General features: G+C 63.9%; 18 protein-coding genes. 7 read left to right on the top strand and 11 right to left on the bottom strand.

Going from position 1 to position 18,815, the window contains the following annotated elements; all coding sequences use genetic code 11:
• Window positions 1-27: 27 nt before the first annotated feature.
• Entirely contained in the window at window positions 28-696 is a 669-nt protein-coding gene (locus tag LWF01_RS15435) for a GntR family transcriptional regulator (RefSeq protein ID WP_349638255.1), read from the bottom strand.
• Between the two features lie 124 nt (window positions 697-820).
• On the opposite strand from LWF01_RS15435, the gene LWF01_RS15440 reads away from it, so the two are divergent.
• The 6 genes from LWF01_RS15440 to LWF01_RS15465 are packed head-to-tail and all read left to right on the top strand — an operon-like array spanning window position 821 to window position 7,856.
• Window positions 821-1,615, top strand: a complete 795-nt coding sequence (locus LWF01_RS15440; RefSeq protein ID WP_349638256.1) for an alpha/beta hydrolase — start codon at window positions 821-823, stop codon at window positions 1,613-1,615.
• Window positions 1,615-2,814, top strand: a complete 1,200-nt coding sequence (locus LWF01_RS15445; protein WP_349638257.1) for an ABC transporter substrate-binding protein — start codon at window positions 1,615-1,617, stop codon at window positions 2,812-2,814. The genes LWF01_RS15440 and LWF01_RS15445 overlap by 1 nt, the downstream gene beginning before the upstream one ends.
• Before the next feature lie 48 nt (window positions 2,815-2,862).
• On the top strand, window positions 2,863-4,611 hold the full coding sequence (locus tag LWF01_RS15450) for an ABC transporter permease (protein ID WP_349638258.1): 1,749 nt from the start codon (window positions 2,863-2,865) through the stop codon (window positions 4,609-4,611).
• The gene (locus tag LWF01_RS15455; protein WP_349638259.1) at window positions 4,604-5,740 is read left to right on the top strand and encodes an ABC transporter ATP-binding protein; all 1,137 of its coding nucleotides are present in this window, start codon (window positions 4,604-4,606) and stop codon (window positions 5,738-5,740) included. The genes LWF01_RS15450 and LWF01_RS15455 overlap by 8 nt, the downstream gene beginning before the upstream one ends.
• The gene (locus tag LWF01_RS15460; RefSeq protein WP_349638260.1) at window positions 5,737-6,975 is read left to right on the top strand and encodes a CaiB/BaiF CoA transferase family protein; all 1,239 of its coding nucleotides are present in this window, start codon (window positions 5,737-5,739) and stop codon (window positions 6,973-6,975) included. The genes LWF01_RS15455 and LWF01_RS15460 overlap by 4 nt, the downstream gene beginning before the upstream one ends.
• The gene (locus LWF01_RS15465) at window positions 6,972-7,856 is read left to right on the top strand and encodes an HpcH/HpaI aldolase/citrate lyase family protein (RefSeq protein ID WP_349638261.1); all 885 of its coding nucleotides are present in this window, start codon (window positions 6,972-6,974) and stop codon (window positions 7,854-7,856) included. Before LWF01_RS15460 ends, LWF01_RS15465 begins: the two co-directional genes overlap by 4 nt.
• A gap of 137 nt (window positions 7,857-7,993) precedes the next feature.
• On the opposite strand, the gene LWF01_RS15470 is transcribed toward LWF01_RS15465, so the two are convergent.
• The 9 genes from LWF01_RS15470 to LWF01_RS15510 form a co-directional block, all read right to left on the bottom strand.
• Complete coding sequence (locus LWF01_RS15470; protein ID WP_349638262.1) at window positions 7,994-8,773, bottom strand: hypothetical protein; 780 nt, start codon at window positions 8,771-8,773, stop codon at window positions 7,994-7,996.
• Window positions 8,774-8,853: 80 nt separating this feature from the next.
• Entirely contained in the window at window positions 8,854-9,957 is a 1,104-nt protein-coding gene (locus LWF01_RS15475) for an ABC transporter substrate-binding protein (protein ID WP_349638263.1), read from the bottom strand.
• Window positions 9,958-10,040: 83 nt separating this feature from the next.
• A complete protein-coding gene (locus LWF01_RS15480) occupies window positions 10,041-10,754 on the bottom strand; it encodes an SDR family NAD(P)-dependent oxidoreductase (protein ID WP_349638264.1) in 714 nt (237 codons plus the stop codon).
• Window positions 10,751-11,569, bottom strand: coding sequence for a polysaccharide deacetylase family protein (locus tag LWF01_RS15485; protein WP_349638265.1), 819 nt, complete (start codon window positions 11,567-11,569; stop codon window positions 10,751-10,753). The genes LWF01_RS15480 and LWF01_RS15485 overlap by 4 nt, the downstream gene beginning before the upstream one ends.
• Window positions 11,566-12,981: an amidase gene (locus LWF01_RS15490; RefSeq protein WP_349638266.1), complete on the bottom strand. Its 1,416-nt coding sequence runs from the start codon at window positions 12,979-12,981 to the stop codon at window positions 11,566-11,568. Before LWF01_RS15490 ends, LWF01_RS15485 begins: the two co-directional genes overlap by 4 nt.
• On the bottom strand, window positions 12,978-13,748 hold the full coding sequence (locus tag LWF01_RS15495) for an SDR family NAD(P)-dependent oxidoreductase (RefSeq protein WP_349638267.1): 771 nt from the start codon (window positions 13,746-13,748) through the stop codon (window positions 12,978-12,980). The genes LWF01_RS15490 and LWF01_RS15495 overlap by 4 nt, the downstream gene beginning before the upstream one ends.
• Window positions 13,738-14,589 carry an ABC transporter permease gene (locus tag LWF01_RS15500; RefSeq protein ID WP_349638268.1) on the bottom strand — a complete coding sequence of 284 codons (852 nt, stop codon included), beginning with the start codon at window positions 14,587-14,589 and terminating at the stop codon, window positions 13,738-13,740. The genes LWF01_RS15495 and LWF01_RS15500 overlap by 11 nt, the downstream gene beginning before the upstream one ends.
• Window positions 14,576-15,478, bottom strand: coding sequence for an ABC transporter permease (locus LWF01_RS15505; RefSeq protein ID WP_349638269.1), 903 nt, complete (start codon window positions 15,476-15,478; stop codon window positions 14,576-14,578). Before LWF01_RS15505 ends, LWF01_RS15500 begins: the two co-directional genes overlap by 14 nt.
• The gene (locus LWF01_RS15510; protein WP_349638270.1) at window positions 15,478-16,569 is read right to left on the bottom strand and encodes an ABC transporter ATP-binding protein; all 1,092 of its coding nucleotides are present in this window, start codon (window positions 16,567-16,569) and stop codon (window positions 15,478-15,480) included. The genes LWF01_RS15505 and LWF01_RS15510 overlap by 1 nt, the downstream gene beginning before the upstream one ends.
• A gap of 209 nt (window positions 16,570-16,778) precedes the next feature.
• Here LWF01_RS15510 and LWF01_RS15515 point away from each other — a divergent pair, with 209 nt between their 5' ends.
• Window positions 16,779-17,516, top strand: a complete 738-nt coding sequence (locus tag LWF01_RS15515; protein WP_349638271.1) for a FadR/GntR family transcriptional regulator — start codon at window positions 16,779-16,781, stop codon at window positions 17,514-17,516.
• Between the two features lie 214 nt (window positions 17,517-17,730).
• Here LWF01_RS15515 and LWF01_RS15520 read toward each other — a convergent pair whose 3' ends face one another.
• On the bottom strand, window positions 17,731-18,741 hold the full coding sequence (locus LWF01_RS15520; protein ID WP_349638272.1) for a LacI family DNA-binding transcriptional regulator: 1,011 nt from the start codon (window positions 18,739-18,741) through the stop codon (window positions 17,731-17,733).
• Between the last annotated feature and the right edge of the window lie 74 nt (window positions 18,742-18,815).

The raw sequence follows: 18,815 nt of genomic DNA on the forward strand, positions 1-18,815 counted from the left end.
GACGTCTGGCGCGGCTCGCGAGACCCGCTACGAATCCGCATCCGTCGAATAGTTCTCCAGCCGTTCCATCGTTTCGCTGCGCGCGTGCGTGATGTGGTCGCGTAGCGCTTTCGCAGCCGCCGCCGGGTCCCGACTGTGCAGCGCGTCGACGATCAGGTGGTGTTCTTTGGCCGATCGTTCGTGGTGAGTGACGACGCTCATCGACTGATACGGGATGCTTTCCCACAGCCGGTTGATGAACTCAAGCATCAGCCCGGCGCCGGCCACCCGGTAGATGCGCTTGTGCAACACAGCGTTGAGCTCGGGCAGATCGCTGTAGCGCGCCTCCGAGCACGCCGCATCGAAGTCCTGCAGGGCCTGATCGATACCCGCCAGGTCATCGTCGGTCATCTTCGCGGCCGCAAGCTCGATGGCATAGGGCTCCAGCAATAGCCTTAGCCGGTACACCTCTTCGGCCCGCGCCCGAGAGTACTCGGTGATCCAGGTGCCCCGATTCGAGTCCTGATGCACCAGCCCCTGACTCGCCAGTAACCGAAGCGCCTCCCGCACCGGAGTAAGGCTCATGCCCAGGTCGGACGCCAGTTCCGTCAGTGTGACCCGCTGACCGGGCTCCAATCGCCGGTCCAAGATGGCTTCGCGCAGGGCGTCATATGCGGCCTCGCTCTTGGTGCGCACGACCATCGGTTTCAACGTCATGGCAACATCCTAGGCTTCGGCCAACACCACTTGGCTCATGATCATAATTCATCATTGACATTTTATAAATAGAGGGAGGATGATCCCTTTTAAGCGAACTTCCAACGGCGGAGGGCAGCGAACGGTGGCATTTACGCCAGACACCTGGAGTGACCAAGGTGGTCGCACGGCGATCTACGCCTTGCCTAGCGACCAGCGATTCTCGTATTGCCTGTTCCACCCCCAGCACGCCGAGCCGCCTCGAGGCCTACTCGTCGCTATCCATGGCACCGAACGCGATGTCATCGGCACCCGCGAGGCATTCATCCCGTTTGCTGCCGCCAATAACCTTGTGATCCTGGCTCCGCTGTTTCCGGCCGGGATCCAGGCGGCCGACGACGTCGACGGGTACAAGCTGTTGCAGGCCGGGCTCCCCCGCTACGATCAGCTGCTGCTGAGCATGGTCGACGAGGCCGGACGACGACTGAGGCTGCCACGGTCCGACATCTACCTGTGCGGGTTTTCCGGCGGCGCTCAGTTCGCGCATCGGTTTCTCTACCTGCATTCCGATCGCGTCGCCGCGGTCAGCATCGCGGCTCCGGGCCGGATCACGCCGCTCGACGACAGCGCGGACTGGTGGCACGGCACCGGCAATATCGCCGTACTGTTCGGTCAAGTCATCGACCGGGCCCGAATCCGCGACGTCGTGACGCATGTCGTCGTCGGCGCCGACGATGTCGGGACAGCTGAGCATGGCGACCGGGTGCAGCATGCCAGACGGCTTCATGCCAGCTTCCGCGATCACGGGGTCCGGGCCCGACTCGACATCGTGCCCGGCGTTCAGCACCAGCTGGCCGGGCTCGTTCCGGCAATATCTGACTTCTTCACGACCTGCCTTCAGGACACACCACAGAGCACAACACACGAAAGGGCAAGCTGATGTCCAAGGAATCGGCACGCGATATCAACCTGGCAGCCATCCGTACCTCGCTCGATCGGCGCAGGTTCATCCGCGGAGCGCTGTGGGCCGGAACCTCGATCGTCGGCGTCGGAGCGCTCAGCAGTTGCGGCGGGGGTGGCGATTCGGGATCCGGGGGCGAGAAGACTGTGCCCAAAGAGGACCGACCGGAATATTATCCGGATGACTACGACTCCATCGTTGAGGGCTCCAAGAAGGAAGAGAAGCTCACCATCTACTCGAATATGGCCGAGTACAACTGGAAGCCGATCTCAGACGCCTTCAACGCCCTGTATCCATGGCTGACCATTTCGACCAACAACCTGGACAGCGCGGAGGTGTTTCAGAAGTACTACAGCGAGTCGGCCAGCGGCACCTCGCCCGCCTCGTTGATGGTTTCCGGCGACCCGACCAGTTGGATCGACTACATCGAGAGCAAGAAGGCCGCGGCAGACTACGAATCACCGGAGACGGACAAGCTGCCCGATATGGGCCAGCCGCTGCCGGGTCTTTACACGTTCTCAGCCGACCCGATCCTGATGGGATACAACAAGACCCTGCTGCAGGAGGATCAGTACCCAACCGGGCTGGCCTCGCTGGCAACTCTCGCCGAGAGCGATCCAGACGCCTACAAGGACAAGATCACCACCTACGATGTCCAGAACAGCTTCGGCTACTCGATCGAATACAACTGGGCAAAGCAACGGCCTCAGGGCTGGGACACCCTGAACAAGCTACTGCCGTTCGTACGGGCCGAGCAATCGTCGGGCCCGATGGTGGAGAAGATCAACTCCGGCGAATACCTGGCGGGTTTCTTCCTCTCGTCCACCGTGGTGATTCCGCAAGCAGAGAAGTCCGGCGCGATCCTCGGCTGGGGCTACATCGACGACGGCACCCCGATGTTCCTGCGGGGCATGTCGATTCCCAAGACCGCGCCGGAACCGAACGCGGCACGGCTGATGCTCGACTTCCTGCTCTCGCACGCCGGCCAGATTTCGGTCTTCCAGGGCGGATTCACCCCGTATCGGGAAGACGTGACGAAGGACGAGGCTCCGCGCAACTACAACGCCATCGTGGAGGAAGTCGGTCAGGACAACATCGTCACCGTCGGCTACGACCCGATCAGCAAGGCCGACGAAAAGGCCTTCATCGACAAGTGGAACGCCGGCATGGAGGGCTGATCCGATGCCTGACCAGCACCCATCACGCAGTCGGAGCCGGAGGCGGTCATGAGCACGCAAGCCCCCACGCCGTGGAGGGCCGGTGAGCTACCGGCCCCTCGCTACCATCGGCTTCTCGGCCAGGGCAAGGCGACCTGGATCCAGTACGGCGTCTTCGTCCTCACCGTCCTCCTGGTTCTGGCACCGCTCGCGCCAACTGTCTACCAATCGCTTTTGGACCGGGCACTGTATGCCGACGGCAAGATTTTCACACCGGACAACTATGTCCGGCTGTTCACAACGGCCGGCTTCGGCAAGGTGGTGCTGAACAGCCTGTACTTCGCCACACTCACCACCGTGATCGCCGTCGGCCTGTCCCTGGTGCTCGCGGTGCTTGTCGTCCGCACCCGGGTGCCCGGCGGACGGGTGCTGGGTTCGCTACTGCTGTGGCCGATCTATATCTCCCCGCTGGTGATGGCGTTCGGTTACATCCTGATGTACGGGCCTTCCGGCTTCGTCAGCATTGCGGCCCGAGCCGTTTTCGGCACCGTGCCGTGGAACCTGTACTCGATTCCAGGGATGGCTCTCGCACAAGCGATCACCCTGGTGCCGATCGGTTATCTTTACTGCTCCGGCGCGCTCAAACTTGCCGATCCGCAGCTGGAGGCCGCTGCCAGAACGTGCGGCGCCGGCCCGCTGCGCATCCTCTGGACTGTCGTGCTGCCCATGGTCCGCCCGGCCGTGCTGTATTCGGCGCTACTCATTTTCAGCACCTCGATCGAGGAACTCAGCATCCCGCTGCTGCTCGGCCGCCCGGAAGGCATCGAACTGTTCTCCAGCTTCATCTACATCAACGGACTGGCCAAGTCCGACCCGGACTACGGCATAGTCGGAGCGGCATCGGTCGTCACCCTGGCGGTGATGGCCATTCTGATCACGATCCAGGCGCTCTCGCTGCGAAACGCCCGCCGGTTCGTTGCGGTCAGCGGCAAGGCGAGCCGTCCTCGTCTGCTGGATATCGGTGGCCTGCGCTGGGTTGGCTTCATCTTCGCGGTGCTCTACATCGTCTTCGGGCCGCTGCTTCCAATCCTCGGCCTAGTGCTCCGGGCATTCACCCAGCTGCTCACCCCGCTGGTCAACCCGCTCACCCTGCTGACCCTGGACAACTTCATCCTGGTGTTCCAGTACCCGGCGTATGTCGACTCGATCAAGAACTCGATGATCGTGGCCCTGATCGGGGCGATCATCACGACGCTGTTCGTGTCCGTCGTGGTGTTGGTGGCCCGGCGCTCGAAGTTCCGATTCACCAAGGTGCTCGAGTTCACCTCGCTCACCCCGCAGGTGATGCCGGGCCTGATCATCGGCATCGGTTTCTTCTGGGCGTTCGCGCTGATCGGGCCACTGAACGCCATCAACGGCACCCTGATTGCACTGATCATCGCGTTCAGCACCCGGTCGATTCCGGCCGCGTTCGGCGCCATCGCTCCTCTGGTGATGCAGATCGGCGAGGAGCTCGACAACGCCGCCCGAACCCTGGGCGCGGACTGGTGGCGGACGTTCAGTCGCATCCTGTTCAAGCTGATAGTGCCGGCGATGTTCTCCGCATTCGTGCTGCTGTTCGTGCAGATGTTCAAGGAGTTCACCCCAGCGGTGTTCCTGGCCAGCGCCGACTCCCAGGTGATCGGTACCACCACCCTGCAGCTGTGGCTCAACGGCAACAGCGGTTCGGTGGCGGCCCTGTCGTGCATCCAGATCGGAATCACCGCAATCGTCGTCATCATTGCCGGAAGAGTATTGAAGGTGCGTTCATATGCCTGATCTGATCGTCGAGGGACTGCGGGTGGAGTTCAACGGGCAGGCGGCCGTCAAGGACGTCTCGTTCACCGTCAACGATGGCGAGTTCTTCACCCTGCTCGGCCCGAGTGGGTGCGGCAAGACGACGACACTGTCATCGATCGCCGGACTGGAAAAGCCATCCGGCGGCGTCATCCGGGTCGGCTCCGAGGTTTTCGTGGATGCCGCCCGGCACCGGTTCCTCACCCCGGAGGAACGCAATCTGGGCATGGTCTTCCAGTCCTACGCGCTATGGCCGCATATGACCGTTGAAGCGAACCTCGCGATGCCGCTGAAGATCCGGAAGGTCGCCAGGGCGGAGCAGGACGCCAGGATCGGCGACGCACTCGACCAGGTCGGCCTGCTGCCCTATCGCAAGCGCTATCCGCATGAGCTGTCCGGCGGACAGCAGCAGCGCGTAGCACTGGCAAGGGCACTGGTGTATTCGCCGAAGGTCCTGCTGCTCGACGAGCCGTTGTCGAACCTGGACGCCAAGCTGCGCGATCGGGCCCGGGCCTGGCTCAAGGATCTGCAACAGAGCGTGGGCATCACCACGATTTACGTTACGCACGACCAGCTGGAGGCTCTTTCACTGTCGGATCGGCTGGCAGTGATGGGCGAGGGCGAAATGCTGCAGGTCGGCACGCCAAACGAAATCTATGACCATCCGAGCAGCCTCGCGGTCGCGGACTTCATCGGCCGGTGCAGTTTCTTCCGGGCCCAGGTGTTGGAGAACGAGAACGGAACCCTCGTCGTCGACCTGCTCGACGGCAAGGGCGCGATCCGGGTCCAATCGGATCAGCAGTTCGCCAGGGGCACCAGCGTCACCGTCGGCGTCCGGTCCGAGCTGCTCAAGGTAACCCCGCCGCGCACGGACGTTCCGGCAATTTCGGTCAATGCGATTCCGGCGGAGCTCAAGAAGGTCTCCTACGTGGGAGCACGCTACGAGTTCGAGCTAATGGCCGCCGGGCAGCTGATGTTTGCCGAGGGCGATCGGAAACTGACCGACGACCAGGTGTGGCTCACCGTTCCTGCCGAAGGCGTCTTCGTCTTCGCCGAGGAGATCCCGAAGGAGAAACTCGCCAATGATCCAGTGGCCGAGGTGGTTTCATGAGCGACGGCGGTCAGGAATCGGGTTCGGCTCCGGGGGCTGGTTCGGTTTCTAGCGCCGGGCCGCTGGCCGGCGTCAGGGTGCTCGACCTGTCGCGGCTGGTCGCCGGCAACCAGCTGACCATGTTGCTGGGCGACTTCGGCGCCGAAGTGATCAAGGTCGAGCAACCCGGGCGTGGCGATACGCTGCGCAACTGGACCGTCAAGGATTCGGAGATCTTTTGGAAGGTGTACGCGCGCAACAAGCGCAGCATCGCCCTTGACCTGAAGAACGAGCAGGCCAGGCAGCTCCTGCTTCGGCTGGTGCAGGTCGCCGATGTCCTGGTGGAGAGTTTCCGGCCGGGAACTCTGGAGCGTCTTGGCCTCGCCCCTGCGACCCTGCTGGAACGCAATCCAAAACTGATCGTGACACGCATCTCCGGCTGGGGCCAGACCGGTTCGATGTCCACCGAACCCGGCTTCGGCACCCTGATCGAGGCGATGTCGGGACTGGCAGCCATGAATGGCTTCGCCGACCGGGAGCCGGTGCTGCCCCCAGGAGCCCTGGCCGATATGATCTCCGGAACCTACGGAGCATTCTCGGTGCTCGCCGCGCTGCGCCATGTCGAGGCTGGTGGCCCCGGCCAGGTGATCGATCTGTCGCTGTTCGAGCCGCTGTTTTCAGTGCTTGGTCCGCAGGCCGCCGCCTACCAGCTGACCGGAAAGGTGCCGGAGCGGACGGGCAGCCGCTCGACGTCCAGCGCGCCGCGCAACGTATACCAAGCCGCCGACGGGCAGTGGCTGGCGCTTTCCGGCTCCACTCAGACGATGGCCGAGCGGATCTTCCGGACTATCGGCCGACCGGAACTCATCGATGATCCCCGATTCGGCAACAATGCCGCCCGGCTACGCCATGTCGGAGAACTCGACGCAATCCTCGGCGACTATTTCGGCGCACACACACTTGAGGTGAACCTTGCCCGGATGCGCGCGGCCGGGGTAACCGTCGCCCCGGTGATGGATATTGCCGGCCTAATGCAGACGGAGTATTTCAGGACCCGTGATGTCGTGACGAACGGGCCGGATGCGGACGGAACAAACTCAGTGCCGATGCAGGCGGTGGTTCCGCGGATGGGCGGAACACCGGGCGGCATCCGTGCCCCCGCGCCGGCGCTCGGCCAGCACAACAAGGACATCGTCACCGAGCTGGTGCCCGATGCCGACTGGGACGAACTGAACGAGAACGGAGTATTCGGATGACTGGGGACGACGGAATCTTCTGGAGGTCGCTGCTATACGTGCCGGTAACCTCGCGCCGGTTCGTCGAGAAGGCCCACACCCGCGGCGCGGACGCCATCCAGCTGGACGTGGAGGACAGCATCCCGCCTGGCGAAAAGGATGCGGCCCGCCGCCTGCTTCCGGCCGCAATCGACGAGGTGGCCGGTCACGGCGTCGACGTCGTGGTGCGGATCAACCGGCCGTGGCGGATAGCGATCCGAGATCTCGAAGTCGCCGTCCGGCCCGGGGTTCGAGCGCTGGCCTTGCCGAAGGTAGCCAGCGCGGACCATCTGCGGATCATCGACGAGGTGGTGACCGAGCTGGAGTCGGCCGCCGGGATGCCCGTAGGCACGGTGCGATTCGTGGCGATGGTCGAAACCGTGGCGGGCTTCTGGCGATTGCAGGAGATCGCCGGCGCATCGCCGCGGGTGGTTGCGCTGACCCTTGGCTCCGAGGACTTCGCCACCTCGAGCGGCATCCCGCCGGAGCCGGACCTGCAACTCGTGCCCAACCAGATGACGGTTCTCGCCGCGCGGGCTGTTGGCGTTCTCCCGATCGGGCTGGTGAGTTCGATCGCGAACTATCAGGATCAGGATGCCTTCCGGCAGACGGTGCTCGACTCTCGGCGGCAGGGCTTCGTCGGCGCGAGCGCAATACACCCCAGCCAGGTGCCGATAATCAACGAGGGCTTCTCTCCGACCGCGGACGAGGTCGAACTGGCACGCCGGATGCTTGCCGAATTCGATGCCGCCGCGGAATCGGGCATCGGGGCCATTCAGTTCGACGGCAAAATGGTGGACGAGCCAATTGTCCAGCGCGCCCGGGCACTTCTGCAGCTCGCGGATCGAGTGGCCAGCAGATAGTAGCGGCCCGTGAGGACCGCGAACTCTGTGCAAGCCTTATCTGCGGATCGCGAAGCCCGTGCAGGAACGAAGTCCGCGCCCCTCACCGGGAGCCGGGCTAGCAGCAGCCGCCCCGCATCCCGCGCCGACGGAGGAGGCTAAGCGGCCGGACAGGCAGGCACCTCGTCCAGTGACGACTGTGCCGCCCGGAAGTCCTCCAGGATGGGAACCGCTTTCTCGACGGCGTCCAGCCATTCGCGGTGGTAGGTCATCGGATCGACGGCGGACTTCGTCTTCATCTTCCTGAGGTGGCTTTCCCATTGGGAGTTGACCTGGGTGCCCGCCGACACAACCTTGTCGATGGCGGTGTCCCGGCGCAGGCACTTGCCGATTGCATTGTCGTCTTTATCGGCGGCATCGTCCGCTTCCGCGCCGCCTCCATCCTCGGTACTCGCCAATTTCCCGCAGCCATCGCCTGCGGCCTGCAAAGCAGCTTCGGCATCCTTAAACCTGCTGACGTCCTCGTCACCGTTGGCCCTGCTTTTTGCCCACAGCTCCTCGGTTTCGGCCAGCGTTCTCTTACCGTTTTGATGATCCCGTTCGGCGTTTACATGGCTGCTCCAGTCACGGTAACTGGCGGATGCGGCCTCAACCGCTATTTCACCGGCGGCGATGTCTCGTCTGCAGTCCGCCAATCGGGTGTCCCTTGCCTCAGTGCCCGCGGACGGGTTTGACGTTGCCCCTCCATTGCCGGCGGTGCTCGAACCTGTCGCTGCGGGATCGGCGGATGAGCTGGCGTCGTCCGCCGACCGAGTCGTGAACGACCACACGCCAAGACCGCCGACAACCGCAATGACGACAGCCACAACTATCCACGCCGCCTCCGTCGCCCGGCGGCGCGCGCTCTTATGCTTGCCCGGCGTGTGCTTGGCTGGCATGGGCGAAGAGTAGTCGACAATTCAACAAGTATCAACGGGTGGACCGCAGACACTGTGCCGTCCGTGTGGCGAGCCCAGCCCTAGTTCGCCACCTCCGAGGCCCACCGGGTGATCCATTCGGACAGCGAGGCCGAGATCTTCTCGCTGTCCAGGTTGATCAGCGAGCTGATCTGCTCCTCGCCGTAGGGAACGTAGTTGTTGTCAAGGAACTCCTGTTCGATCTTCACCTTCGAGTTAGTCGGTCCTTCGGCAACCGTGGTGACGAATTCCTTGTTGACCTCGGCCGATAGCTGGAAGTCGATGTAATTGTGCGCGAGATCAAGCACCGATGTCCCCTTCGGAATGCACATCGCTGACAGCACGGCGATTGCACCCTCCTCGGGCTCGGCGAACGCCACCGGCGCGCCACTCGATTTGGCCGCGCTGGTCCGGTCGGCGTACCACGGGCCAAGCCAGGCCTCACCGCTGGACAGCAGGCGGCTGGCCTCATCCGGCGTTTTGTAGATCGACACGATGTTCGGCTTGAGGTCGCTCATCGCTTTGAATCCCGGATCGATATTGCCCTCGTCGCCGCCGTTCATCCGAGCCGCCTGCACCAGGAACTGGTAGCCGGCGGTGCCCGCCACGTCACTGATCGTGACCTTCTTCTCATACTTCGAATCCCACAGGTCCTGCCACGACTTCGGCGGTGTTTTGACCTTCTCCGTGTTGTAGGCGATGCCCGTCATCGACGCGAGTTCGGCAACCCAAAAGCCCTGTTCGTCGACTGCCAGCGGGTACAGGTCCTTGATGCTCGGCACTTTACTGGCGTCAATCGGTTGCAGCAGGCCGGCTTCCTTTGCCTGGTAGATGACCGCCAGGTCCATGTACGCCACGTCCAGCGCGGGTTTGCCTTCCGGCGATGATTTCAGCCGGGTGAGCGCCTCGCTGGAAATCGCCGTCGTGACCGAGACTTCGGCGTCGAACTTCGATTCGAAAGGATCGACCACCGTCTTTTGAATAGCCTCCTGGAATGTTCCGCCGAAGCTGTTTATCTGCAGCCTGTTGCCGCCGCCGGCGTCGCCACCGCCAGAACCGCCGGATTCCCCGGAGCGGCATCCAGATAGCAGCCCGCCCGCGGCGATCGCCCCCGCCGAGAGCCCGGCGAGCTGAAGCAATTCGCGCCTGTCGAATGTGCTTGTCATTGGTCCTTCTCCTTGTGAGTGGTGACTACGTGAGTGGTACTAGCGAGAGTGGAACTACGTGAGCGCCCAGTAACGCTTTTCTGTTAGTGCAGGGTGCGGCCGCCGTCCACGGCCAGAGTGCTTCCGGTGATGTAGGCCGCCGCATCGGAGGCAAGAAAACAGATACTGCCGGCGAGTTCATCTGGAGAGGCGGAACGCTTGATCAGGTAGTTCTGGTAATCGGCAACTGCCTCCCGGACATGATCGGGCCTGGCCTCCTGGGTCGCGGCCGCCAGCGGTGTGTCCACCAGGCCGGGGCACACACAGTTCACCCGGATCTGGCGCTCGGCCAGATCAATCGCCATCGCCTGACTCAGCCCGACGACCGCGGCTTTGGACGCGACATATGCCGGTAGCGCCGGTATCGCCCGCAGCCCGGCTCCCGAGGCGACATTGACGATCGCTGAGTGTTCCGGCATCAGCGGCAGCAGATGCCGGGCCATCTGCCACACTCCACGCACATTGACGGCGAACGACCGGTCCCAATCGGCTTCGTCCAGCTGCTCTATCGTGCCAACTGTGACGATGCCGGCACAGTTGATCAGCACATCGCACCTGCCGAATCGGTCGGCGACCAGGTCGGCGAACTGCAGCACGCTGCCAGTGTCGGACACGTCCACCGCGGGGTATCCCCTGGTGGGCGTTAGATCGGCGACTGCCACCTCGGCTCCTGCAGCCCGCAGCTGACTGACGACTGCCGCGCCAATGCCGCTCGCGCCGCCGGTCACCACCGCTACCTTTTCGCTGAACGTGGTCATGGCGTGTTCGCTTCGACCAGACCGGGACGAACCCGCGCCGCATAGTCCGCGCAGGAGACGAACTCTCCGTCGCCGGCATCCACAATGTGCCTGATGGTTTCCTCCAGCGCCCACAACCGGGAGTGCCTGCCGATCACCTGTGGATGCATGCCCAGCATGAAGTGTGCGCCCGGTTCCGTGCTGATCCCGTCGTACTCCCGGATCCAGGTCTCGGCGACAGCACTCGGCGCCGACATCACCCGGCCCTGCAACCGATTGCTGTACAGGAAGAACGGAGCGTCATCGAGCGCCCAGGCGAACGGTAGCTCAACGATGTCGGTCACCCTCCCGGCGTCGCTCAGCAAATGCGCGGTGTCGGAATCGAAGAGGTTGGAGGAGAAGCTGAATTCGTACTGCTCCATCAGCCCGACCGAGTGCGGCGTCAGCTCACCCGCTGGCGATCGCCAGCCCAGTGGTTTGCGTCCGGTGGCACTGACGATGGCATCGAAGCCCTTCTGGAATTCCTCGGCTTCGGCGTCCCGGCTCAGCCCGTCCGACCACGTGTGCGAGTAGCTGTGATGCTCGATGTCGATGCCGGCGCTAAGGATGCTCTCGATTTCCGCCGGGTAGCGTTCGATCACCTGGCCCGGAACGAAGAAGGTTGCCGTGACGCCGTACTTCTCCAGCAGGCGGAGGATTCGCGGCAGGCCGACTTTCGGGCCGTAGTGTCCCTGGGATACCCACACCGGTTTGTTCGCGCCGTCCGGATCTCGCGCGGTCCACAGCGTCTCCGCGTCCATGTCGAACGTGAGCAGAACGGGCGTCCTGGTTGTCATTCGTGTCCTCCGAGTCGGGAAAGCGGGCGAACGTCAGGCATCCGGTACACCTGGCGCTGGAACCTGCCTGCCAGGTCGAGTAGATACTCCTCTGACCCGGGCCGGCCGATGATCTGCAGCCCGACCGGCAGTCCCCGCACCAGGCCGGCGGGCACTGTGACGGCAGGGAATCCGGTGTAGTTCATCAGGTAGGTGAAGGCAACGAAGCCACGTCGGGCATCCTCCGGCAAGGGTTGTTCGCCGCTCGGAATCAGCGGAGCGACAAAGCTCAGGGTCGGCGTCAGCAAGACATCGACCTCGTCCAGCAGGCCGAGCAGGTGCTCGGTTGCGGAAAGCTGGACCTCGACGGCGGCCGAATAGGCGGCGCCGTCGATGGCGGCGGCCCGCTCGAACTGGTGCCTGCCATATCCGGTCAAGAGCGAATTGGTGGCCGGATCGTCGAGCAGTTCCCGTCCGCCGGTCGAGAGCCGGTCGGCCTGCATCATGGCGTAGAACGCCTCTGAGAACCGCGCCGCCTGCATGCTTCGCGTGGAAACCTCCAGCGGCACCCTCAGCTCGTGCGCGAACAGCTCCGCGCTGGACTGAACGGTTTCGACGACGTCGGCCTCACCGCCGGGCACACCGCTTTCCGCGATCCAGCGCATCCGCGGCGCTCCGGGCGGATCGGCGTGCGTCACCCCGGTGGGCAGCAGACCGCGGGACAGGCCGTCGGCCTGGTCGGGGCCGGCCATCACCCGCCACAGGGTTAACGCGTCGCCGGCATCGGCCGCCAGAGGGCCCGCCGAGGAAAACCGCCTGGTGCCGATATGCCCCCCGCCCCGAGGGATCGATCCACGGGAGGGCATCAGCCCCACCACGCCGCAAAGTGCCGCGGGAATCCGCACCGATCCGCCACCATCGCTTCCGATCGCGATCGGAGTCAGACCCGCCGCGACACTGGCCGCCGCTCCCCCGCTGGAGCCGCCGGTGGTTCGGGCGTGGTCCCACGGGTTGACTGTCTCCGCCTGCAACTCGTTGACCGTCCTGATGTAAATCGCGAACTCAGGAGTGTTTGTCTTTCCCACCAGGACTCCCCCGGCCTGCCGCACCCGGCGGACAAGTTCGGCGTCGCGGTCGGGAACGTGGTCGGCAAAGACCCTGGAGCCGTAGGTGGTTCGCACGCCCGCGGTGTCGTAGGTGTCCTTGACCGAGAACGGCACCCCCCACAACGGCCCCGGCGCCTCACCAGCGGCCGCCCTTTGCTCCAGCCGCCCTGCCTGGTCGAGCGCGTGACTTCCGGCGACTGTGAGGAACGCGTGCAGGTAATCCTCAGCGTCCGCGATCTTCGCCAGGGTCTCCTCGGTCACCTGCACGGCCGTGCTACGGCCGTCGAGCACGTCGGCCCGGATCTCCTTCGCGGTGCGATGGATCATGACCAGCCTCCCCAACTGGACCAGCCGCCATCGACATGCAGGGTCTGACCAGTCATATATGACGCGTTGTTCGATAGCAGGAACCACACGACGGCGGCTACCTCGGACGGCTCGCCGAGTCTATTCATCGGCGTGCGTTGCAGAACCTCGCGTTCGTCGAGCAGCCCCTTGTCGAAGTTGGCGCTGACCAGCGGGGTGAGTATCGTGCCCGGCGCTACCGCGTTGACCCGGATTCCTTCCGGGGCCCATTCGCAGCCCAGATTGAGGGTGAAGCCCTCCAGCGCTGCCTTGGCGGTGCCGTATCCGACCCGGCCGGGCAGTCCGACCGTGGCGGCGAGGCTAGAGACGTTGACCACCGCGCCCCGGCTGGCCTGGAGCATCGGATACGCGGCCCGGCAGGTCGTCGTCGCCGCGCCGAGGTGCATGTCGATGATTCCGCCCCATTCTTCCGCGGTGATCGCGGTGAACCGCTTCGTCAACCCGGCACCCGCGCAGTTGACGAGCGCGTCGAGGCGGCCGTAATACTGCTCCGCTAGCGCAATAACCGCCGCCGGAGTCGACGGGTCCCGGATGTCTCCGACGGCATAGCGCGCGTCGGCGCCGCGCGAGCGAACGGCGGCCACAGCCTCGGCTATCCCTGCGCCGTCGTTGAGCCCGTGCAGGATCAGGTCGTAGCCTTCCTCGGCCAGGCGTTCTGCGGTGGCACGGCCGATTCCGGACGACGACCCGGTAACGACTGCGACCTTTCGATGCTGGTCAGCGTTCATCGCCGTCCTTTCCCAGCCGCATCATCACAGCCACAAGCACGGCGCAGAAGATCAGCAGCACTGTCGACACAGCGGCCACGGTCGGATCGTTGGAGTACTGCACATAGGTGAAAATCGTGACCGGAAGGGTTTCGAAGCCTGGCCCAGTGAGGAAGAGTGTGACGACCGCTTCATCGAAGGAGATGACGAAGGCGAAGATCGCGCCGGAACTGACGCTGCCTGCGACACCCGGCAGCACCACGGTGAAGAAGCTGCGCAGCGGCCCGGCTCCGAGCGAACGGGCGGCCTCCTCGAGCCGGGAATCCATGCTGCGGAAGCCGGCCAGGGTCGAGCGAATCACAAATGGCGACGCCACGATGACGTGTGCGAGCAAAGCACCGGAGAACGACCCGCGATATCCGAAGGCGGAAAGCACAAAGAGGAAGCCAAGCCCGAAGACGACCGCCGGGAGCATGAGCGGCGAGAGGAACAGCTGCTCGAGGAAGTTGGCAATTCGCCCCGGGTACCGGTTGATGGCGTACGCAGCGAGCACCCCGCACACCACGCTGATGATCATGGTGCCAAGCGCAAGCCGGATGCTGGTGGAGAACGATTCGACGAACTTCGAATTTTCCGCGGCCGCACCGAACCACTGCAGAGAGAAGCCCTGCGGCGGAAACTTCAGGTAGCCGCTCGACGTCACGGAACTTGCGGCGACAACCAGGAGCGGCGCAAGCACGAACAGCACGATGAGCGTTACCGCGATTGCGAAGATGACGCTTCCCAGTCTGAGCCGCGGCTTGCGACCGGGCCTGGTTTTCGCTTCCGTCGGCCTGGTGGGTAGCTGGTCAGTTTGTGGCACGTCGCACCGCCAGGGCTTGGAGGGACAGCATGATGAAGGTGATGATCAGCAGCACAACCCCGAGCGCGGAGGCGAGCGGCCAGTTCTGTCCGCTGGTCGCCTGGTCGTAAATCGCGGTGACGATCGTGCTCACCCGACCGCCGCCAAGCAGCTGCGGCGTCACCAGGGCGCTCATGCTGGTCACGAAGGTCAGCACCGATCCCGCTGCAAGGCCATTGACGGTCTGCGGCAGCGTCACCTTGAGGAACACCTTGAACGGGGGCGAGCCGAGCGACGTTGCCGCCTCCTCGGTCCGGCGGTCGATGGCGGCAAGTGCGGCAATCAGGCTCAGCGCCATGAACGGCATATATGTGTGCACCAGGCCGATGGTGACGCCGACAGGGGTGAACAGCAGGCGGATATCGAGCCCTGTTGCGTTCAGCGCCTGCTGCAGGATGCCGTCGCCGCTGAGCAGCACAGACCAGCCGAAAGTCTTGACCACGACGCTGACCATCAGCGGTGTCATCACGACCGCCATCAGGATGCCGCGAAGCCTGCGCGGTCCCCGGGTGACGGCAAGCGCCAGCGGATAGCAGAGCACAATCGAGATCAGCGTGGTGGCCAGAGCCAGGCCGAAGGTCCGGAAAATCAGTTCCCGGTACAGCTCATTGCTGAACACGGCGAGGAACTGTTCCATAGACCAGGCTGGCACCTGGCCGCCCTGCGCTGCATCGAACCGGTCGAGTGAGAACCGGGCAACGTTGAGCAGCGGAAGGGCAAAGCCTGCGGCGAAGACCACCAGCATCGGGAGAAGCAGTAGCCACATGGACTTTCTGCCCTTCGGCGGCCGAGCCTCAGCCGGTCTGGGTTTGATCTCCGGCGTCTCCGGAGTCAGCGTGTCGAGCGCCACTAGCTTGCTCCGTCCAGGAGTATGCAGTCGCCCGGCTCGATGCTGAGCCGGACCTGGTGGCCGATGTCGGGCGGAACGAACGACGAGCCCGAGGCGATCAACGACAGCTGCTTATTGCCTGCCTGAACGGTGGCGACCACATTGCTGCCGTAGTAGAAGGTTTCTTTGAGCGTCGCGGTGATGGTGTTGAGGCCCGTGGCATCGGCCTGGAAGCTCAGGTCCTCCGGTCTGATCAGGATCTCGACAATCTTGCCTGGACTCCCGGAGCCGTCCACGCGCAGCTCGCCGATCTCGGAATCGATCAGAACGCGCGACTTCTCGCCATCGGACTCGGTGGATATGATCCGGCCGACGACTATATTCGATTCGCCGACGAACTCGGCCAAAAATCGCGTTGCCGGCGAGCGATAGAGTTCACGAGGCGTGCCGAGCTGCTCTATTTTTCCGCCCCGCAGCACCGCAATCCGGTCGGCCATGCCGAACGCTTCCTGGCGGTCGTGGGTGACCATGATGGCGGTGGTATTCGTGCGCTGTTGCAGCCGCCGGATTTCCTCGCCGACATCGCGGCGCAGGTTGGCGTCCAGGTTCGACAGCGGCTCGTCCAGCAACAGCACCTCAGGATCCATGGCAAGCGCACGGGCCAGGGCGACCCGCTGTTGCTGGCCCCCGGAGAGTTTTGCCGGCTTCTTATGTTCCTGATCGCCGAGGCGAACCAGTTCGATCAGTTCATCGCAGCGCTTCTTGAGTGCCGAGCGGCCGACCCGGCGTCCACGGAGCGGATAGGCAATGTTGTCGAACACGCTGAGGTGCGGAAACAACGCATAGCTTTGAAAGACGACGCCGACTCCGCGCCGATGAGCCGGCTTGTAGGTCACATCGCTGCCCGCGAGCAGCACCTGTCCTTCGCTCGGATCCAGGAACCCCGCAATGGTGCGAATCACCGTGGTCTTTCCGCTGCCGCTTGGACCGAGCAGTGCTACGAGCTCACCGCGTTGCACCCGGAGATCGAAATGATCGAGAACCCGGTTGTTGCCATAGTCAAGCGACACTCCGCGGAGTTCCACCACGGTCTCACTTGGATCTGCAGCCATGTCTTCCTCGGATTGGTTCTCACGAGTGGCCAAAGGAGTCATCGAGTCATCCATTTCATGTCTGGTTTCCCGCCGGTTCCCCCGACTCTAGCAACTGGTCTGACCAGCTGCTAGGTTTAATACATAGTTTTCGGCCAAGCGGTGCGGTGGTCAACCCCTCGCGCAATCTGGTTACACTTTTGTGACCTGCACCACAACGGAGAGTCTCAATGTTTCAGCCAGTGGAGAAGTCCCGCGCATACGAGCGCGTCGTCGAACAGATCGAGGCGGCGATCTACCGCGGCGACATCAGACCGGGCGAACACCTGCCAAGCGAGCGCGCGCTCGTCGACCAGTTTCAGGTGGGGCGCTCCACGGTCCGCGAGGCACTGAGAATCCTGGAAAGCATGGGGCTGGTGAAAACACAGCCCGGGAGTCCAAGGGGCCCACAGGTGACGCCGTCAAACGTCCGGGGACTCGCGCGGATGCTGAACGGAGCGATCCGGGTTGAACAGATCAGCCTGGTCGACCTGGTGCAATACCGAATGGTCAGCGGCAGCGCGGCCAATTTCCTCGCCGCGCATCTGCGTACCGAGGATCACCTGTCCCGGATGACGCAGGCCATCTCGAAAATGGCTGACGCCGATGTCGACGACGTCGAGGGCTTCTCTCAGGCGGACGCCGATTTTCATGAGGCGGTGCGGGACGCGGCCGGCAACGCGTTCCTGGATGTCGTGGGTTCCGTTATCAATCAGGTGATCATCGACTTGGTCGCCAGCACCATCGAAAACGCAACCAACACCGCCAACCTGCGGGCGGACTTTATCGACCTGCACCGGCAGATCTTCGCAGCCATCGAGTCTCACAATGGGGACAAGGCTGCCGAACTGGCGAAATCATCGCTCTACGCCATTTACGGCCCACTGCTCGACAAGGACGATCAACACCGGCTCAAGTTGCTGCTGTGAGCGCAGCGTGGGAGCAGACAGGCGAGACTTCATCGTGGCATTCGGCGGCTTGGCGGAAAACGGACGGCTTGGCGGCTTGGCGGCAACAAATGCGGCGGCTAGCACCTTCGGCGGCCCATTTTTCGCTCGCATGCTGAGATTCCGGCGGTTGCCCGCGGGTTAGCGGCCGCAAATCTCGATCTCTCTCGCTGTGGAGCCGCCAAAACGCCGCCGCTCACCGCGTGCTGCCGCGAAGGATGAGCCGCGGGGCGACCGACATCGGCGCCTGCAGCTTGCTGCCCTCCAGCCGATCGGCCAGGAGCTCGACTGCCGCCTGGGCGATCTCTTCCGGCACGAGGTCCAGCGCAGTGATTGGCGGGACAGAGTCCCGGGACTGCTCAGAATCGGATCCGGCAACAACCTGGACGTCGGCCGGCACGTCGATGTCACGGCGCTGAAGTTCGGCGACCAGCCCGCTGGCATGTCGTCCGGTCAGGCAGTAGGCGGCATCCGGTGCAACCGGACCGGAGAAGAGACGTTCGGCGGCGTTCCTGCCCCCCTCGGCGCCGGCGGCCTCCGGCTGCGATTCGATCACGCAGGGAATTCCGCGCTTCCGCGTCCACGCACGATAGGCCTCGGTTGTGTCAATGTTCCAGGAATTCGCGTCGGTTCCCCGAACAAGGACTATCCGGCGGGCGCCCTTGCCCCACAGCAGGTCGAGGACTCGCTCGGTGTCGTGGGCTTCCTCGGCGCCGACCCAGTCCCTGAAGTCGGGCCGGCCCACATCGCGCCCAATCCCGACGACCGGAATGTCCCGCTCCAACAGGATATCGATCACCGGATCGTTCTCGATCGGATCTCCGACAATGTATCCGTCAAGGGATAGCGCCAGCGGCGGGTTCCTTCCCTCGGTCAGGTCGCGCACCGGCATCAGGCTCAACCCTCGGTCCAGCGCGCTGACGGCGGCCGCACCCACCAGCCGCATGAAGTAGTCCACGCCTTCGGGCCGGTAGGTGCCAAGCGTGTCCAACGGCCGAAGCACCAGTCCGATGGCGCCGATCTTGCTGCTGCGCAGCCCGCGCGCAAGCGCGTCGGCTTCATACCCCATCGCCAGCGCGGTCTCGACGACCCGGCGCCGGGTCGCCTCGGAGATCGTGCCCTTGTTGTTCAGCGAGTGGGAAACCGTGGTGATCGACACTCCCGCCTCGACCGCAACATCGTGGATGGTGACTCGTCGAACTCTCATGCGTCCTATTGTTACTCAACAATAAAACGTTTTGGTAACGACGAGCGACAGGCCTTACATAAAACGTTTTTTGT

This window comes from Saxibacter everestensis, assembly GCF_025787225.1.
Classification (GTDB): domain Bacteria; phylum Actinomycetota; class Actinomycetes; order Actinomycetales; family Brevibacteriaceae; genus Saxibacter; species Saxibacter everestensis.

Coding starts and splice junctions, on each gene's coding strand:
- LWF01_RS15495 (WP_349638267.1), bottom strand. CDS start 13,748: ATGAACGCTGACCAGCATCGAAAGGTCGCAGTCGTTACCGGGTCGTCG.
- LWF01_RS15475 (WP_349638263.1), bottom strand. CDS start 9,957: ATGACAAGCACATTCGACAGGCGCGAATTGCTTCAGCTCGCCGGGCTC.
- LWF01_RS15450 (WP_349638258.1), top strand. CDS start 2,863: ATGAGCACGCAAGCCCCCACGCCGTGGAGGGCCGGTGAGCTACCGGCC.
- LWF01_RS15455 (WP_349638259.1), top strand. CDS start 4,604: ATGCCTGATCTGATCGTCGAGGGACTGCGGGTGGAGTTCAACGGGCAG.
- LWF01_RS15485 (WP_349638265.1), bottom strand. CDS start 11,569: ATGACAACCAGGACGCCCGTTCTGCTCACGTTCGACATGGACGCGGAG.
- LWF01_RS15460 (WP_349638260.1), top strand. CDS start 5,737: ATGAGCGACGGCGGTCAGGAATCGGGTTCGGCTCCGGGGGCTGGTTCG.
- LWF01_RS15490 (WP_349638266.1), bottom strand. CDS start 12,981: ATGATCCATCGCACCGCGAAGGAGATCCGGGCCGACGTGCTCGACGGC.
- LWF01_RS15480 (WP_349638264.1), bottom strand. CDS start 10,754: ATGACCACGTTCAGCGAAAAGGTAGCGGTGGTGACCGGCGGCGCGAGC.
- LWF01_RS15465 (WP_349638261.1), top strand. CDS start 6,972: ATGACTGGGGACGACGGAATCTTCTGGAGGTCGCTGCTATACGTGCCG.
- LWF01_RS15445 (WP_349638257.1), top strand. CDS start 1,615: ATGTCCAAGGAATCGGCACGCGATATCAACCTGGCAGCCATCCGTACC.
- LWF01_RS15510 (WP_349638270.1), bottom strand. CDS start 16,569: ATGGCTGCAGATCCAAGTGAGACCGTGGTGGAACTCCGCGGAGTGTCG.
- LWF01_RS15435 (WP_349638255.1), bottom strand. CDS start 696: ATGACGTTGAAACCGATGGTCGTGCGCACCAAGAGCGAGGCCGCATAT.
- LWF01_RS15470 (WP_349638262.1), bottom strand. CDS start 8,773: ATGCCAGCCAAGCACACGCCGGGCAAGCATAAGAGCGCGCGCCGCCGG.
- LWF01_RS15520 (WP_349638272.1), bottom strand. CDS start 18,741: ATGAGAGTTCGACGAGTCACCATCCACGATGTTGCGGTCGAGGCGGGA.
- LWF01_RS15515 (WP_349638271.1), top strand. CDS start 16,779: ATGTTTCAGCCAGTGGAGAAGTCCCGCGCATACGAGCGCGTCGTCGAA.